Origin of the sequence: Parabacteroides sp. AM08-6 (genome assembly GCF_003473295.1) — a bacterium.
Classification (GTDB): domain Bacteria; phylum Bacteroidota; class Bacteroidia; order Bacteroidales; family Tannerellaceae; genus Parabacteroides.
The window spans coordinates 27,527-45,191 of record NZ_QRMP01000017.1 but is presented as its reverse complement, the minus strand read 5'-3'; the positions used below and the strand labels follow the sequence as shown (position 1 = coordinate 45,191).

Here is a 17,665-nt window from a genome sequence, read left to right as displayed (position 1 = left end):
ATGGAATACAGGAAAGTACATTTGATTTATTTTTCTCCGACGCATACTTCAGCCAAGACAGCTTATGCTATTGCCGAAGGCATGCAGCCTGAGATATTGTCGGAGTCTGATATTACGTACGGAGTTCCGGGTAGTACTGTCGAAATCCGTGGAGATGAACTTACTGTTGTTGCGGTTCCTGTTTATGGGGGACGAGTGTCGGAAACAGCGATGGAACGCCTTCGTGTTTTTTCCGGTCTTCAAGCACCGGTAGTCCCTGTTGTGGTTTATGGGAACCGTGATTATGAGGATGCCTTGAAAGAATTGTCTGACAAGTTAGTCGCGCAAGGTTTTGTCCTTGTTTCGGCTGGAGCTTTTATAGGTGAACATTCCTATAGCCGGAAGGATATGCCGATTGCGGCCGGACGTCCGGATGACACTGACCATTTAAAAGCTGCTCATTTCGGACATGAGGTACTGGCTAAATTGTCCGGTCTTTCTTCACTTTCCGAGTTGGAACCGTTAGAGATAAAAGGTAATTTCCCTTATAAGGTGAAAGGGCAGTCTACACCGCAAGCTCCGGTTACAAGCGAAGAATTGTGTACGCAGTGCGAATATTGCATAGATGTATGTCCTGTGGCCGCTATTTCTATCGTGGATGACCGGATGTTCAGTGACCCGGCAACATGTATAAAGTGTTGTGCCTGTGTAAAGGAATGTCCCGAAGGCGCCCGTACTTTCGATACGCCTTTCACTGCTATGTTGCATAAAAATTTCAGTGCGCGTCGCGAGCCGGAATTATTTATTTGAGACATTCGTTTTATTAGAAGTATCATACCATTAGCTTATAGCCGACTCCCCGGATATTCACAATCTGAACCGAGGGGTCGGCTTTCAATTTCTTTCGCAGTTTGGTGATAAATACATCCATGCTACGGGCATTGAAGAAACTATCGTCTCCCCATAATTCCAGTAAAACCGGCTTGCGGAGTAATACATCGTTGACGTGTTCACAGAGCATGCGTAGGATTTCGGCTTCACGGTGGGATAATGTTTCTGTTTGTTCTCCGATTTGCAAACTTTGATGTGGGTAATGAGCGGAAGTTTTTACGTTCGTCTATTGCCATGCTGAGTATTTTTTCTACCAAGCCGGACAAATGTTTGAGTTGCTGGCGGCAGAGGGTGAAATATTCATCGCGTGTCTTTTCCTGTTTCACGAAATGGAGTGTCTGCAAGGCATCGATGGCTGAATAAGTGATAGTTATCGGAGTTTTTAGCTCATGTGTCATATTATTGACGAAATCGTTTTTGATTTGTGCGATTGTTTTTTGACGGAGAATGGTTCGTATCAGGTAGATGTAACTAGTTGTTGTAATGATAATCAGCAGGAGGGAAGCCAAAAGCAACGTTCCCATCTCCCGGAACAGGGCTTGCGTTGGTGCGATAATAAAACCTTGCATGCCGATACTGTCGTCTGCATTGACTCCTATTTTATAAGTAGGCATCAGGTCAGTCGGATTACTACCTTCCGCAAGGGAAGAGGCGAGTAACGTATCTGTTCCGAGTGTGAAGTCGATAAAATGTGTATTATAGATGCCTTTTTGGCGAAGATGCACAGACCATAGGCTGTCCAGTTTTTCGATGTTGACCGGCGATAAAGAGTTTATCGCTTGCCAGATACCTTTGAAAGCTGTTCGCATCATTGGGGTATTTTCCGGTTTATAGTCCAGAAAAGTAGTTATGCTGTCAGACTGTGTTTGGGTCTGTAGACGGGTACGGGTATAATATTTCCGGGGTGTCAGATTAGAAGTCTTGTGAGAAGTGCTATCCATAAAAAACTGGTATTCGATGCTGCCATGCGGAGCGCCCGGAGTCGTGTCCTTTTCTAACGCACCCAACCGGATGGACAGGTCCTCGTTAATCGCCAGTTGAAGAGTCTCGTTTATGACATTCCTGAATTGTTGTTTTTCAAGCCGGAAGCTGTTCCAAAGCCAATAACCTTGAAAAAAGAATATCCCCAGAACCGATAGAGAAACAATGATTAGTATGAGCCACATCCGTAATTTCATATTACAAATATAAGGGCTATTTCAGCCTTTGCCTCTGATGGTAACACTAAATAACAGTAATCTGACAGGCGTAATAATTTTGTTTGCTTTTTCTTTCTACTTTTGTTGCACAACAAACAATAAATAGTATTATGAATATAAAACATGTAATTGTAATTTTCGGTTTGACATTGCCTGTATTATTCCCTTGCTTTATCCATGCTCAGGATGCCGACCAGCTGATAGGCGATTTGATTAATCAAAGAGATTGGTTCCGCCTGGAAGAAGAATATCCGAAAGTGGCCGACAGCCTTCAGTCGGTTGCAGTAAAAGGTCTGTCGGAAGTAATGATAGGAATTTATTTTAATAAGCCGGAAGAGACTATACATTTGATAGATAGTTTGGTGGCTCACCATCAAGATGATTTAGGTTTTCCCAACGTAAGCAGCTTGGTTATCTTGCGGTCGAAGTTATTGGGGGAAACCGGTCGTTATGCACGGAGTGCCGATGACCTGTATCGTTTTCTGAATCAAATAGAGTCGTTTGCCAATCGCAAAGATTTCCCTTTTCACCAGCAACTTGCGGATTATTATAATGTGCTCAGGAATGAAGCAGCTCCCTCGATAACCCGTCCGGGTAAGGATACGGAAGTACCGATGACAATCGAGAAAGCTGGGAGAGGAGTTTTGATGTTTATTCCTGTTCAGATACATGGTAAGGAATATAAGTTCATATTCGATACCGGTGCCGGCAGTACTTTTTTATCCAAACGTTTTGCCGAAGATATGGGAGTACGTATTGTTCGTGATTCACTATTCATACAAGGTGCTATTGGCACGGATATGGGAAAAGGCGGAATACTGGATAGCTTGACTATCGGGGATATTACATTTAAAAATACATTTGTCACTATCGCAAACCCCAATCCGGCTGTCGATACTGTATATCAGGTGGATGCCGTGTTGGGAACCGATTTTATGCGATTGGTTGGTGAAGTGAATATTTATCCGAAGGAGGGACGGATTGTTTTTCCGGTGAATAAATCTCCACTTCCTGCTTACGGACGTAATTTGTGGTTCTATGACGGAGGTATTCGCTTGAAAGCCTTTTCCGGTGACGAATGTTTGCGTTTTATTCTGGATACGGGAGATGTCCGGGCCAGTTTGTTCAGTACCTATTACGATAAACACAAACAATTTGTCGAGCAAACAGGCATTAAGGATACAATTTCGAGTGGAGGTTTTGGTGGAGTCCGTCGTTACGAAGTGTTCCGTTTGAAGTCATTTCCCTTGCGAGTGGGCGATATCTCTTTTGAAATACCGAACATGCCTGTTGAAGTAAGTGCAGTGTCTTTGCAGACAAGAGAGGGAGAGTCCGGTTCTTTGGGTATGGATTTTATTCAGCAATTTGACCGGATAATTATTAATCTTGATAATACATATCTATCTGTTGAGTAGTTGTTTATCCGTTTTGCCTTGCTGTAGCATGCGGATATGCTTTGAAACTGTTATTATATTTATAGTTCAAAGTTCAGCTCTACATGTGTTTTTGTCAAATTTCATCCTTCAACCTTTATTGCCAAGGTAAGTATCTGTTAATATGGTAGTTACGCTGAATGATTAGGCTGAATGTATCCTTCATATCATTCAGCCTGTTTTTTTCGATAAGAAATCCCTTTTATTTTATCCTGAATATAATGGGAAACTATTGTCTTTCACCGTATAAACTATTTCTTAAGATGCTACTTATTCTTGTTTGCTACTGGCTCGACAAGGTTTCCGACCAAGGTCATTAAGCTTATTGTCCCAGGTAGTTAAGGTTACTGACCTGGGTGAAAAAGAGAATAGATGGTATGGAATGCCCTAAATTGTAGTATCTTTTCTCTTACCTTGCTATAAGGAGGGAAGGGAAATCTTTATTTGTCAGACCTTCTTTTCCTATTTATTTTTGTTTCCCGGAGAATAAACAATGATAACGGAATGAAGAATTTATCTTGAAAAGTTTTTATCTTTGTCAATATTCTGTTGTTCATTGATTCTCTAATACCTTTGTTGTAACATGAAGACACATTTGTTTATCCTTTTTCTTTTATGTGGCAGTTTATCGCTTTCTGCCCAGATTCGTCTGGATGGATATAAGCAAGCTGATATTAATCCGGAACTTCTGACCGGAGAACGCTGGAAGGCCCAGTGGATATCCATGCCGGGAGAGCCGGCGAATACGTATGGCATTTATCACATGCGAAAAACGTTCGAACTGTCGGAAGTCCCTTCCCGCTTTATTGTGCATGTATCGGCCGACAATCGTTATAAACTATATCTGAATGGGGAATTGGTCTCCATCGGACCTTCCCGTGGTGATATTTATAATTGGAACTTTGCAACGGTCGATTTATCTCCTCATTTACGAAAAGGGAAGAACGTATTGGCGGCCGTTGTCTGGAACTATGCGGAATTGAAACCTGTCGCGCAAATCAGTTTCAACCAGACCGGTTTTATTTTGCAGGGAAATACGGCAACTGAAGAGCTGGTAAATACAAATGCCTCTTGGCTGTGCTTGAAAAATAAGGCTTATAGTCCGTGGCAGAAACCGGTGCCGGGCTATTATGTAGCCGGTCCCGGGGAGCAGCTTGTTGCAGCCGATTATCCTTGGGGATGGGAACAGCCGGATTATGACGACAGCGATTGGCAGAAGGCACAACCCGGAATAGCGGGAGCTGTCAAGGGCGCGCGCGATTATCCCGGTAGATTACTTGTGCCCTGCCCGATTCCTCCGATGGACCAAATTGCTGAACGTTTGGAGGCTGTTCGTCTATCCGAAGGTGTAAAATGTCCTTCAGGTTTTCTGAAGAAAAAAACAAGTTTGGTCATTCCTGCAAATAGTAAAGTCCGTTTGTTACTGGACAACGGCAAACTGACAACCGGCTATCTTTCCTTGTTGTTTGCAAAAGGACGGGACGCCGAAATAACGGTTGGCTATGCCGAAGCTCTTTATGAAAAGAAGAAAAACGGTACAACTAATTCTTATTCTCTTTCGGGAAAAGGACATCGGGATGAGGTGAAGGATAAAACATTTGTCGGATATGAGGACAAAATCATAGCGGATGGGGGTGAAAACCGTATTTTCACTCCACTTTGGTGGCGTACCTGGCGCTATATAGACCTGAATATTACGACGGCCGGAGAGCCATTGGTCCTGGAAGATGTGTATGGTACGTTCTCTGCTTATCCTTTCCGGAGTGAATTTGCTTTTTCAGCTCCCGGTCATGAAGAACTGAATAAGATACTGGAAATCGGTTGGCGTACGGCCCGGCTTTGTGCGAATGAAACGTATATGGATTGTCCTTACTACGAACAATTGCAGTATTTTGGCGATACCCGTATCCAGGCAATGATTTCTTTGTATAATACACGCGACCCTTATATGGTGAAGAATGCTATCGAGCAAGGACGGCAGTCTGTTGTTGCGGATGGTATCACAATGAGCCGTTATCCCTCTTCCCTTCACCAGTTTATATCTTCCTTCTCGCTTTGGTGGATATGTATGGGCCATGATTACTGGATGTATCGTGGCGACGAGAATTATCTGAAAACACTGCTTCCTGCTTACCGGGGGGTATTGTCCTGGTATGAACAATGGATGAAGCCGGATAATAGCTTGGGATACGTTCCCCACTGGTTTTTTGCGGATTGGGCTGCCGGTTTCGGTAGTGGCGAGCCTGTTCGCGAAAAAGAAGGGAATTCGGCTTTCCAGGACTTAATGTTTATCTTGACACTTGACGCAGCCGCAGAGATGGAACAGGCCTTTGGAATACCGGCTATGGCGATTCATTATAAAGACTTGGCTTCTTCCATACGGGGGACTGTCAAATCTAAATATTGGGATGCGGAACGTGGTTTGTTTGCGGATACTTATAATCATCATAGCTTTTCGCAGCATGTCAATTCGTTGGCTGTGTTGGCTGGTATCGTCACGGGAACAGATGCTGCCGAATTGATGGAACGGACTTTGAGCGACAAAGGTTTGATACAGGCAACAATTTATTTCCGTTACTATGTTCATCAGGCCTTGGCTAAAGCCGGGTTGGGCGACCTGTTATTGGATAACCTGCAAATTTGGCATGACCAGATGGCGTTGGGGCTTACCACTTGGGCCGAGGAACCTGAACCTACCCGTTCGGATTGCCATGCTTGGGGAGCGAGTCCGAATATTGAGTTTTATCGTATTTTATTAGGTATAGACAGCCAGGCTCCCGGTTTTAAGAAGGTTCGTATTGCTCCGGCATTGGGTTCTTTGAAAAAGGTATCCGGAACTATGCCCCATCCGGCCGGAAGTATTACTGCCGATTACAAATTGGATAAGAAAGGCAAACTGACCGTACAAATTACTTTGCCGGATGATATCGATGGGGTATTTGTTTGGAAAGGTAACGAGTACGAACTTCGTGGTGGAAAGCAAATGCTATTAATCGAATAAATCAAAATATGAAAAAGGTAGTAATAGCCATAGATTCTTTTAAAGGTTGCCTTTCCTCGGAAGAGGTAGGGCAAGCTGCGGCTGAAGGGATAAGGAAGGTGTTTCCGGAAACCGAAATATTGTGTTTTCCTATTGCCGACGGTGGGGAAGGTATATTGGATGTGTTGATTTCCGCAACCGGAGGCAAACATGTTCCTTTTCGGGCACATGGTCCGTTGATGGAGGAACGGGATGCTTGCTATGGCATTTCCGGTGATGGGAAAACAGCTTTGATTGAAATGGCTTCTATCAGCGGGTTGCCACTTGTACCGCCGGAAAAACGGAATCCGATGCTGACAACTTCTTATGGAACCGGCGAACTGATAAAAGATGCTTTGGAACGGGGATGCCGGGAGTTTATTATCGGTATCGGCGGAAGTGCGACCAATGATGCCGGACTGGGTATGCTACAGGCTTTAGGTTTCCGTTTTTTGGATGGAAACGGACATGCTTTGGGAGTAGGCGGACGGATGATGGCGGAAGTGAAATCCATTGATACATCGAATGCCTGTCCGGCTTTAAAAGATGCTCGCTTTACGGTTGCTTGTGATGTACATAATCCTTTTTGCGGTCCTGATGGAGCGGCTTATGTCTTTGCCCCTCAGAAAGGAGCCGACCGGAAGATGGTGGACGATTTGGATACGGGGATGCGTTCGTTGGCTGAGGTCATTCACCGTACTACCGGTATCGATATAGCCGGTTATCCGGGAGCTGGGGCCGCAGGTGGTATGGGAGGCGGATTGTTGGCTTTCTTGCATGCTGATTTGAAACCGGGCATTCGTTTGTTGCTGGAAACGTTGGATTTTTCTGAAAAAATAAAAGAAGCCGACCTGATTATAACCGGTGAAGGTCGTGCCGACAGACAAACGGCTATGGGAAAAGTGCCTCAGGGTATTCTGGAAGAAGCCCGGAAACAGGGAATTCCTGTTGTCCTGATAGCCGGAAGTATTGAAGAGGTGGAGGAAATGAACCGTGTAGGTTTTCAGGGTGTTTTCTCTATTGCTCCCGGGCCGGTCTCTTTGGAAAAGGCTATGGAGCCTGAGTTTGCGCGTGCGAATGTCAGCCGGTTGACCCATCAATTGTGTTATATGGTACAATCGGTTAATCGGGACAGTGTATGACGGCGATAGGTGCTATGCTCGGTCTGCTGGTTGCTATTGTCCTGATATTGAAGAAATATAATGCTGCTTACAGCTTGATTTTAGGAGCTGTGATTGGGGGGCTTGCCGGGGGAGTTTCACTTCCTCAGACCGTTACTTTTATGATAGAGGGTTTGAAGGATGTGAGTCCGGCTATTATCCGGATACTGACAGCCGGCATTTTATCCGGCGTGCTGATTAAAACTGGGGCAGCCTCCCGTATTGCCTTGACTATTATTCGTGTATTGGGAGAGAACAAAGCACTTGCAGCTTTGGTTTTATCTACATTTTTGTTGACAGCGATAGGAGTCTTTATCGATGTGGCGGTGATTACTGTTGCACCGATTGCGCTAGCTATCGGAAAAGGGATGGATTTCTCGAAGATGAAGTTGTTGCTGGCTATGGTCGGAGGTGGAAAATGTGGAAATATCATATCGCCCAATCCGAATACGATTATTGCCGCGGAAAACTTTAATGCCGGTTTATCTTCCGTTATGTATGTGAATCTGATACCGGCGATAGTAGGAATTGTCTTTTCCATCTTTTTGGTTCATCATTTCTCTAATAAAGGGGAAAAAGTGACGGAATTGCTGGAAGTGGAAGATACAAGCCATTTACCCTCTTTCGCAAGTAGTATCATCGGGCCGTTGGTGACCATCGTCCTTTTGGCATTACGCCCCCTTTTGGGGATTGTAATCGATCCGCTGATTGCTTTGCCGGTGGGTGGAATAGTCGGACTATTGGCTATGCGCCGGGGGAAACAGTTGAAAGAATGCCTTTCTTACGGGTTGGAAAAGATGTCGGTTATAGCTGTTCTGTTGGTCGGAACGGGAACGATTGCGGGTATAATAAAGAATTCTACATTGAAAGATGTGATTTTGTCGGGTCTCGACAGTCTCTCTTTGGGTAAATCATTGATAGCTCCTGTTTCCGGGGCATTGATGTCTGGCGTAACTGCTTCGAGTACCGCGGGGGCGACACTGGCATCTGCTTCTTTCGCGGATGTGATATTGGCATCCGGTGTCTCTGCAGTCTGGGGGGCGGCTATGATAAATTCCGGTGCGACGGTTATCGACCATTTGCCGCATGGTTCCTTTTTCCATGCTACGGCGGGTGCGGTAGAAATGAATTTGAAAGAGCGTTTGCGCCTTATCGGATATGAATCGTTGATTGGCGGATTGCTGGCTTTGATGACCTTCGTCTGCTATACGTTGCTATAGGTCGGTTATGAGCTTTTTCGTATCTTTGCCGTCTAATTAAGCGAGCATGCACATGGAACTGACTCCTGTCGAGATACAATTTATACGTGAACATCTTACGGACGATTTGACCCGTTTACTGCTTTCTGCCTCCAAGTATCCGGATTTGGATGTCCCTTTTCTGGCAGACCAGATAGCAAGTAGGTGTCAGATAAAGGATAAGTTGCCTTCCTGGTATGCAAATCCGCAACTGATATTTCCGGCTCGTATTGCGGCCGAACAATGTTCGTCGGAACAAACCGCTTCTTATAAACAACGGCTTGTCGAACCTTCTTGGACGATGTGCGATTTGACGGGGGGATTGGGTATCGATAGTTATTATTTCTCCTGCCGGGTGAAACAGCTTACTTATATCGAGCGTTTTCCTGATTATTGCGAGGCTGCCCGGCATAATTTTTCTGTTTTGGGAGCTGCCAATATCATAGTTGTGAATGCGGATGCAACTGAATATCTTTCTCAATTGCCCGAAGTCGATGCCTTTTATATCGACCCGGCTCGCCGGGGAGAGCGCAACAAGCGGGTTTTTGCCCTTCAAGACTGCGAACCGGACTTGCCGGCTTTGCTTCCTTCGTTGTTATCCCGTGCTCCTCGGGTGATTGCTAAATTGTCTCCGATGGCGGATATACGTCTGACATTGGATTTATTACCCGGTACGACAGCGGTTCATGTCCTTTCCGTAAAGAATGAATGTAAGGAATTGCTTTTTGTGACGGAAAGAAATGCAGGGAGTAATACCGGAGTATTTATCCATTGTATCAATCGGGCGGCTGACGGGAGCGAATCTTCTTTTTGTTTTACTTTAGGGGAGGAGCAGGCGGCTCCGCTTCTGACTGCTGAGAAGGTTGACGGATGGCTTTATGAACCGAATGCTTCTATTTTGAAAGCAGGTGCTTTCAAACAGGTTGCTGTTCGCATGCAAGTAAAGAAATTGCATGTCAGTAGCCATTTATACACTTCGGATGTTTATATGGCTGATTTTCCCGGCCGTATTTTCCGGGTGGAAGAGGTTCTGCCCTTTTCCGGTAAGCTTTGTAAAGGGTTGTCCAAAACTATTCCGCAGGCGAATATTACTGTCCGTAATTTCCCGCTTACAGTCGACGAACTCCGTAAGCGGACCAAAATTGCGGAGGGAGGAGAGCTTTACCTTTTCGCCACTACCTTATCAGACGGAGAGAGGGTTCTGATAAAATGCAGAAAATAAAGAAAAAGGTTGCTACATAAATAACATCAGTATTAACTGTGTCGAAATCACCCGGATGAACATCGATAGCGGATACACGGTCGCATAGGAAACAGAAGGCTCGTCCCCTTCAACCGTTGTGTTCGCAAAACTTAAAGCCATCGGGTTTGCCATGCTTCCACAAAGCATCCCTATATTGTGGGCATAATCCAGTTTGAAGAATTGCGCGGCGATAAAGCCGACTACGAGTACGGGAACGATAGTCAGGATAAAACCTAATCCGACCCACAACAATCCTTCGGCACAGAAAACGGTTTCGAAGAAATGAGCACCGGAGTCAATACCCAGACCTGCCAGGTAGATGACAATTCCCAACTGACGCAGCATCAGATTTGCACTTTGGGTTGTATAAGTCGTCAGATGGAAACGTGGTCCGAAAGCTCCCATCAAAATTCCGATAATAATCGGTCCTCCGGCAATGCCCAGCTTTACCGGTGTACTGATGCCCGGCAATGAAATGGGCAATGCTCCCAGCAACATACCCAGTGAAATACCTACAAAGACAGCTAATAAATTCGGATTATCCAACCGCTTGATTTCATTTCCTAATATTTTACCGACAGTATTGACCGAATTGGCTTCTCCCACGATTGTCAACCGGTCGCCAATCTGTAAACGCAGGCCGGGAGAGGCGAGTAAGTCGATACCGGCACGATTGACACGGGTGATATTGATTCCATACAAGTTACGGAGACGCAGTGCTCCTAATTTCACCCCATTCACCCGGTTGCGGGTCACGGCGATACGACGGGAAATCAGTTGGCTGTCGATTGCGTTCCAATCGATATCCTCTTTGTTCCAATCTACATTTTCCTGTTCTCCGAATAAAACTTTAATGGATTCGACATCCGACTTTACGGAGATAATCAGTAAATGGTCGTGTTCTCGCAGGCGCGTATCCGAGGTGGGAATGCTCACTTTACCGTTTCGCCAGACACGGGAAATGACAAAATGTTTCTCGGTAAGTTGCATAATCTCCTTGATGCTTTTATTGTATATAGCCGGATTGCTGACATGAAATTCGGCTACATAGGTAGTTGTATCCCGTTTTTCTGTTTCCTCTTTCTGCTTGTTTTTAACGAAAACAGCTTTGAGAATGATGATAGCCAGGATAACACCGACAACCCCCAACGGATAAGCTACCGCGCAAGCCAATGCCATGTCGGTAACACCTTTTGTATGTTCCGGATTTATCTGCAATAAAGCTTGCTGGGCAGCTCCGAGAGCCGGGGTATTGGTAACAGCCCCACAGAGCAATCCCACCATGTTCGACAAAGAAACGCCGGTTGCATAATGTAATCCGACTGTCAGAATAAGCCCGAGGAAAATGACGCCCAAGCCCATCATGTTCATGGCTACTCCTCCTTTTTTCAGGGAAGCAAAGAAGCCGGGTCCCACTTGCAGACCTAAGGAATAAACGAATAGAATTAATCCGAAACTTTGGGCAAAATAGAGCATATCCTTATTTACTACAATGCCCAGATGTCCTGCCAGAATTCCGGCAAAGAAAACGAATGTGATACCCAGCGAGATGCCGAATATCTTTATTCTTCCCAAATACAAGCCGAGTGCAGCTACCAGCGATATTATAATAACTGCTTGTATCATAGATGGCGTTAAAAAGGCTTCTTGTAACCAATTCATAAAAATCCCCTGTTTATTGATGTTGCAAAGATAGGAGAATAAATTATATCTGATTTGTTTCTTAAAATAATTGTGTTTTTGTCCCACCGGGTGAAATTTTCGGGAATAATGATAATTTGGAATAAAGTAGAGACAGGGGGGAATATCTTATTCTTTGTTTTTCCTCATTTCTCTGAACTGTATCGAAATTAATTTAAAATCAACTTTCTTCTGTTTGACAGAATGTTCATCATTTAAGTGTTCTGTAATCTGTTTGATACGTTAAAAAGGGTTACATGTGCGGGTAATTCATTTTACCTGCTATACTAATCCCATTTAATTGCTATCGTAATGACATTTTGATAATCGGGATATTTTACCGATGCAGCTTTTTTTCTTGCGTTTTTACAGATGTTTGTTTAAAAGATATTTTAAGGCGATATTTGATAACGAGTTGCTGAGTTTTTACTATTTTTGCTTTCGAACATATAGAAGAGAGGACAATAAAATAAACGATGAATACGCAACTTCAAAATCAGGTAACTTATAAGCTTTATTGTGTCAACGCCTTGGCTGAATGTTATTGGCTGAATACCAGACAAGCTTTAATGATGGCGAACCGGTGTTCGTCAAAATAATAATACGATGTCATTACATATCATTCATACAGCCGACTGGCATCTTGGTCAAACTTTTTTTGGTTATGACCGCGAGGCGGAACATGATGCTTTTCTTTCCTGGCTGGCTGATACGTTAGAAGAATTGCGAACTGATGTATTACTTATTTCCGGGGACGTATTTGATGTTGCTAATCCGGCGGCTTCGGCGCAACATCGTTTTTTCCGTTTTTTGCGGGATATCAGTCGTCGTTTGCCACAGTTGCAAATTGTGATAACAGCAGGTAATCATGATTCTGCGATTCGTCTTGAGGCTCCGGTCCCCTTGCTGGAAGAATTGCGAACTTCAGTTTCCGGGATTATTCGGCGAACGGAAGAAGGAACGATTGATTTTGATTCGCTTCTTGTTCCTTTATATAATGGGGAAGGGATACGAGAGGCCTTTTGTTTGGCTGTGCCCTATCTCAGACAAGGTGATTATCCTCCTTCGGATGAAGACGAGGATACATATATGGCAGGTATTAACCGGATGTACAGGCAACTTTTTGATTATGCAGATGGGGTGCGCGAGCCGGGTGAAGCACTGATTGCAATGGGACATTTGCATGCTACAGGTGCTGAATTGTCTGATGATGACCGGAGCGAACGAGTGATAATGGGAGGGTTGGAGTCTGTTTCTTCGGATATTTTTGATAAAGGATTGGCTTATACCGCACTTGGCCATATTCATAAAGCACAGCGGGTAGGAGGAAGAGAAAATGTACGTTACGCGGGAAGTCCTTTGCCTATGTCTTTTTCCGAAAAGAATTATCGCCACCAAGTGGTAAATGTGGTGCTTGAAAAGGGTAAACTCTCTACTATTGAAACAATACCGGTTCCTTTATTGACCGGTTTACTTCGAATCCCCGAACAACCTGCATCTCCGGAGGTGGTATTGAGGCAACTGGCTGAATTGCCTGTTGCCCCTGTGGATTCGGACAAAAGTAGTTGGCCTTATCTTGAAGTGCAGGTGTTATTGACTGAACCGGAGCCGGGATTTCGTCATCGGGTAGAGGAGGTTTTGGCTGATAAAGCTGTACGTCTTACTTCGATTAGGCCTTCGTATCCGGAACGTGTCGATGAGGAGATGGTTGATTCGTTTTCTTATACGGATTTGCAAAAGATTGATCCGCTGGATATGTTGCGGCATGCTTTTGCTAATCGTTATGGCGGCGAATTGCCGGAAGAACTGGAGTCGATGTTTAAGCTTGTAATGCGGGAGGTGTCTATATGAAAATATTAGTAATCAGAGGACGCAATCTGGCATCGCTGGAAGGTGATTTTGTAATCGATTTTACTCTGGAACCTCTTCTTTCTGCCGGTATATTTGCTATATCTGGACCTACGGGAGCCGGAAAGTCGACGATACTGGATGCCATGTGCCTGGCTCTTTTTGCCCGTACACCTCGTACTGAACAGGCTAAGGAAAACAATGTCCGCTTACGTGATGTGAATGATGAAGTATTACTACAAAGCGACCCCCGTTTTTTACTTCGTCGGGGAACTGTTTCCGGATATGCGGAAGTGGAGTTTGTAGCTTTGAACGGATATCGTTATCGTGCCCGCTGGTCGGTGGGGCGTGCCCGCGATAAAGAAAACGGGCGTCTTCAGAATCCTAAAATTACATTATTCAATCTGGATAAAGAAAAAGAGGAACAAGGTACACGTTCGGAATTACAGTCTCGTATTATTGAACTGATAGGTTTGACATTCGAACAGTTTACCCGTTCTGTTTTGCTGGCCCAAAATGATTTTTCTACTTTCTTGAAAGCTGAACAGGGAGAAAAGGCATCTTTGTTGGAAAAGTTGACGGGTACGGAACTTTATTCTGCCATATCTCGTTTGATTTTTGAGAAGAATGCGAGAGCAAAAGAAGCGTTCGATACGATAAATGTCCGTATTCAGGGAGTGGAATTACTGACTGAGGAGGAGGAAAAAGCTTTGCGTTCCAATCTTTCCAAAACAGAAACCACATTGTCTCGTTTGGAAAAGTGCCGGGAGGAACGGCAAATACTGCAAGAGTCTGTCCGCACAATCGAAGAACTTATAACGACCCGGCAATCACAACAAAAAGAAGCATCGGTGCGTTTAACGCAAGCTGCCGGTTTATTGGCTGCCGCTCGTCGTGATTATGAAAAAGGAGCTGAGGAACAACAATATTCCGAAATGACATTCAAAGCGTTAAGTCTGGATATTCAACAGGCTCGTCGTCTGGATATACAACTGGATAATGCCGCTCGTGCCTTGGCTGATTCGAAAATGCAAATGAAAAATGCTTCTGTTCGCTTGAAGGAGGCGGAGGCGAACTATCAGGCAGCTGTGAAGCGCCGGCAACAAAGTGATGCAGAGATAGCTCGATTGACTGAATGGCGGGAACGTTATAAAAAGAAGGAAAGTATAGCGGAACAACTGTCTACCCTTTTATTGCATATCGATACGGCTTTTGTGGCCAGGCAAACGATAGAGAAGGCTAATTTGTCTGTCGTTTCCATTCGTAAAGCGGAGGCTCTATTGGTCAAACAACTTGGAATTTTGCAACAAAAAGCGGAAGAAAAACGCGTGGCAGTTCAACAAACTGAAGCTTCTTTCCGGACGTTGGAAGAGGAACAGAAAAAGACGGATTCGGCGGCATTAGATAGAGAAATTGAGAAACTTAGACAGGAACGCGAACAACTATTGGTGGAGCAAGCCCGGCTGGCCGCTTCCGGTAATATCCGGGATTTACGTGAGAAATTGCAAGATGGACAGCCCTGCCCGGTATGTGGCAGTTTGCATCATCCTGCGGTGGATATACCGGTTGTGTCTCATAAACCGGTTGACGCTCTGACGTTGCAAATACAGCAATTACTTTCCCGTAAGGAGGCTGTTTCTGTCCAAGCCAAGCAACTGTCTGCTCTTCAGCAACAACAATTGTCTCTGCATAGGGAATTGACGGAAGTGAAAGATGCCTGTAAGGATTTGCTTTCCAAGCAAAAATTGTCGGTGGCCCGGTTGGAGCGTGAAGAACAGGTGATAGAAGAACAATCTGTAATTCTGTCGCGTTCTCTTTCGGCTGCCGACCAATTGTTTGGAAATAATGACTGGCAAAAAGGATGGCAACAAAATCCGGTGACTTTCCGGCAAACATTGATAGATTTTACCAGTCAGTGGCATGAGAATAATGAGAAATTGTGCGAATTGGAACGCCGGCAAAGTGCGCGGAAGGCTGAATGTGATTCGTTGGCATCTTTCCTTCCCTCTCTCGGCAAAATTTCGGAAGAAGCGATGCAGCTTTATGAGAAAAACCGTACGGCTTTTTCTGTATTGCAATCGGAACGTTCCAAATTGCTGGATGGGCGTCCGGCGGATGTGGTAGAACAGGAGCACGTGAAGCGTATGGATACATTGAAAGAACGTTTGAAGAAACTGCTTGCCGTGCAAACCGAACAAGCCGGAATCGTTGAGCAGTCTCGTGGCGTTGCCGAGCAGATTGCGAAAGATTTGTCTGAAACATCCGCCGAATTATCCCGTCGGCAGGCTGCTCTCGATAAATGGATAGCCGGATATCAGGCGATTTCTGACGGGGAAACACTTGATGCTTCTTTAGTTCGTGTCGCACGGGAAAAGACGGAGTTGTCTTTCCGTTTACGGGCTCATACGGAAAATAAGGTAAAAGTAGCTGGCATGCAGGAGGAGCTAAATATCTGTAAGTCTGAAAGCGAACGTTGGGCCAGGCTGAACGAGTTGGCAGGTTCTGCAGATGGAGCTAAATTCCGACGTATTGCTCAAGGATATACGTTGGACATACTCTTAGGTTATGCAAATATCCAGTTACGCAATTTGACCCGCCGCTATCGGTTGGAACGAGTTCCCGATACGTTGGCTCTGCAGGTGATAGACCGTGATATGTGTGATGAAGTGAGGACGGTGCATAGTCTTTCCGGTGGGGAATCGTTTCTCGTATCTTTGGCACTGGCTTTGGGACTTTCGTCTCTATCTTCGAACCGGATGAAAGTGGAAAGCCTTTTTATAGACGAAGGTTTTGGGTCGCTGGATGCCGAAACATTACGGATAGCTATGGATGCACTTGAAAGTCTGCGTACGCAGGGACGCAAAATAGGGGTTATTTCTCATGTTCAGGAAATGACCGAACGCATCCTTGTGCAAATAAAAGTGAACCGGGCAGGAAACGGGCGTAGCTATATAGAGGTAATATAGGGATAATTCCTATCTTTGTAAAAGATACAACAACAAAAGAGTGCAAATGAAAAGGTCGATTAAGCATTTTCCGAAACAGACACAGGAAGAATTGGAATGTCTTTTAGGACTGATACGGCATTATGTGAAGGAACCGGATATTGTTATTCTTTATGGTAGCTATGCCCGTGGCACTTACGTACTTTGGGATGAACGGATTGAGTTTGGAATTCATACTTCATACCAGAGCGATTATGATATTCTGGTAGTAGTTTCTGCCCTTAATACACGGATAACGGAACATATTCTCCGGCACAAGGTATTGGATGCTTATAACAATCAGTTTCAATCCAGGCGTCATGCCATACCTCGATTTGTAGTGGAAAACATCAAATCGTTGAATGATAATTTGGAACGAAGTCACTATTTCTTCACTGATATAGTGAAAGAAGGTATTATGCTTTATAATAGTAAGAAGTTAAAGCTGGCAAAGCCTCGTTGCCTGGATTATCGGGAGATAAAGGAGATTGCAGAACAGGAGTTTCATTCCTATTATCCTTCGGCAGTCAATATGCTGAAAGGTATTCAACAGTTTTTCTTGGAAAGTGATGATTATATGAATACAGCTTTCCTGCTTCATCAGGTAGCTGAGAAGTTTTATTGTGCTATTTTGCTCGTATCTACAAATTATCGCCCCAAAAATCATAAGTTAGAGGAACTTCAGGCAATGGTGAAATGTTTCTCCCGCGACTTGTCATTTGTTTTTCCTATGGATACAGAGCTGGCTCGGAGTAGTTACGAACTACTTTGCCGAGCCTATATTGAAGCTCGTTATAATAGTAATTATACGGCAGACAGGGAACAATTGGTTTATCTTGTTTCCCGTCTGGACTTCCTTCGTGAAGTGACCTATCACGTGTGTCAGGAAAAACTGTCGTTCTATGAAAGTCTGATTACAGACAATAGCCACAAAATCTATCCTGAAGCGGATGAAAAAGGTTTGCGGGCAGCGGAAGACTAACCGGCAAAA

Annotated in this window: 11 protein-coding genes and 1 pseudogene; 9 read left to right on the top strand and 3 right to left on the bottom strand. The window is 44.6% G+C overall.

What is annotated here, in order from left to right; all coding sequences use genetic code 11:
* On the top strand, positions 1 to 789 hold the full coding sequence (locus DW103_RS11515; protein WP_122276256.1) for a 4Fe-4S binding protein: 789 nt from the start codon (positions 1 to 3) through the stop codon (positions 787 to 789).
* A 22-nt stretch (positions 790 to 811) separates the two neighbouring features.
* Here DW103_RS11515 and DW103_RS11510 read toward each other — a convergent pair.
* A pseudogene (locus DW103_RS11510) lies at positions 812 to 1,063 on the bottom strand (winged helix-turn-helix domain-containing protein); the annotation flags it as partial.
* On the bottom strand, positions 1,017 to 1,394 hold the full coding sequence (locus DW103_RS18470) for a histidine kinase dimerization/phospho-acceptor domain-containing protein (RefSeq protein ID WP_255418459.1): 378 nt from the start codon (positions 1,392 to 1,394) through the stop codon (positions 1,017 to 1,019). The gene DW103_RS18470 and the pseudogene DW103_RS11510, both read right to left, overlap by 47 nt.
* A 785-nt stretch (positions 1,395 to 2,179) precedes the next feature.
* Here DW103_RS18470 and DW103_RS11500 point away from each other — a divergent pair.
* The 5 genes from DW103_RS11500 to DW103_RS11480 all read left to right on the top strand — a co-directional run bounded on the left by DW103_RS11500 (position 2,180) and on the right by DW103_RS11480 (position 10,141).
* Entirely contained in the window at positions 2,180 to 3,484 is a 1,305-nt protein-coding gene (locus DW103_RS11500; RefSeq protein WP_122276252.1) for an aspartyl protease family protein, read from the top strand.
* Positions 3,485 to 4,085: 601 nt separating this feature from the next.
* Positions 4,086 to 6,503, top strand: coding sequence for an alpha-L-rhamnosidase C-terminal domain-containing protein (locus DW103_RS11495; RefSeq protein ID WP_122276250.1), 2,418 nt, complete (start codon positions 4,086 to 4,088; stop codon positions 6,501 to 6,503).
* An 8-nt stretch (positions 6,504 to 6,511) separates the two neighbouring features.
* On the top strand, positions 6,512 to 7,663 hold the full coding sequence (locus tag DW103_RS11490) for a glycerate kinase (RefSeq protein ID WP_122276248.1): 1,152 nt from the start codon (positions 6,512 to 6,514) through the stop codon (positions 7,661 to 7,663).
* On the top strand, positions 7,660 to 8,901 hold the full coding sequence (locus tag DW103_RS11485; protein ID WP_122276246.1) for a GntP family permease: 1,242 nt from the start codon (positions 7,660 to 7,662) through the stop codon (positions 8,899 to 8,901). The genes DW103_RS11490 and DW103_RS11485 overlap by 4 nt, the downstream gene beginning before the upstream one ends.
* Positions 8,902 to 8,953: 52 nt before the next feature.
* Positions 8,954 to 10,141, top strand: a complete 1,188-nt coding sequence (locus tag DW103_RS11480) for an SAM-dependent methyltransferase (RefSeq protein ID WP_122276244.1) — start codon at positions 8,954 to 8,956, stop codon at positions 10,139 to 10,141.
* A 12-nt stretch (positions 10,142 to 10,153) separates the two neighbouring features.
* Here DW103_RS11480 and DW103_RS11475 read toward each other — a convergent pair whose 3' ends face one another.
* Positions 10,154 to 11,824 (bottom strand): putative transporter, encoded by a 1,671-nt coding sequence (locus DW103_RS11475; RefSeq protein WP_122276242.1) that lies wholly within the window; start codon positions 11,822 to 11,824, stop codon positions 10,154 to 10,156.
* A 624-nt stretch (positions 11,825 to 12,448) separates the two neighbouring features.
* On the opposite strand from DW103_RS11475, the gene DW103_RS11470 reads away from it, so the two are divergent.
* Genes DW103_RS11470 through DW103_RS11460 form a run of 3 tightly spaced genes read left to right on the top strand, consistent with a single transcriptional unit; the run spans position 12,449 to position 17,656 of the window.
* On the top strand, positions 12,449 to 13,693 hold the full coding sequence (locus DW103_RS11470; protein ID WP_122276240.1) for an exonuclease SbcCD subunit D C-terminal domain-containing protein: 1,245 nt from the start codon (positions 12,449 to 12,451) through the stop codon (positions 13,691 to 13,693).
* The gene (locus DW103_RS11465) at positions 13,690 to 16,656 is read left to right on the top strand and encodes an AAA family ATPase (RefSeq protein WP_122276238.1); all 2,967 of its coding nucleotides are present in this window, start codon (positions 13,690 to 13,692) and stop codon (positions 16,654 to 16,656) included. Before DW103_RS11470 ends, DW103_RS11465 begins: the two co-directional genes overlap by 4 nt.
* Positions 16,657 to 16,702: 46 nt before the next feature.
* Positions 16,703 to 17,656, top strand: coding sequence for a HEPN domain-containing protein (locus DW103_RS11460; protein ID WP_122276236.1), 954 nt, complete (start codon positions 16,703 to 16,705; stop codon positions 17,654 to 17,656).
* The last annotated feature ends 9 nt before the right edge of the window (positions 17,657 to 17,665 follow it).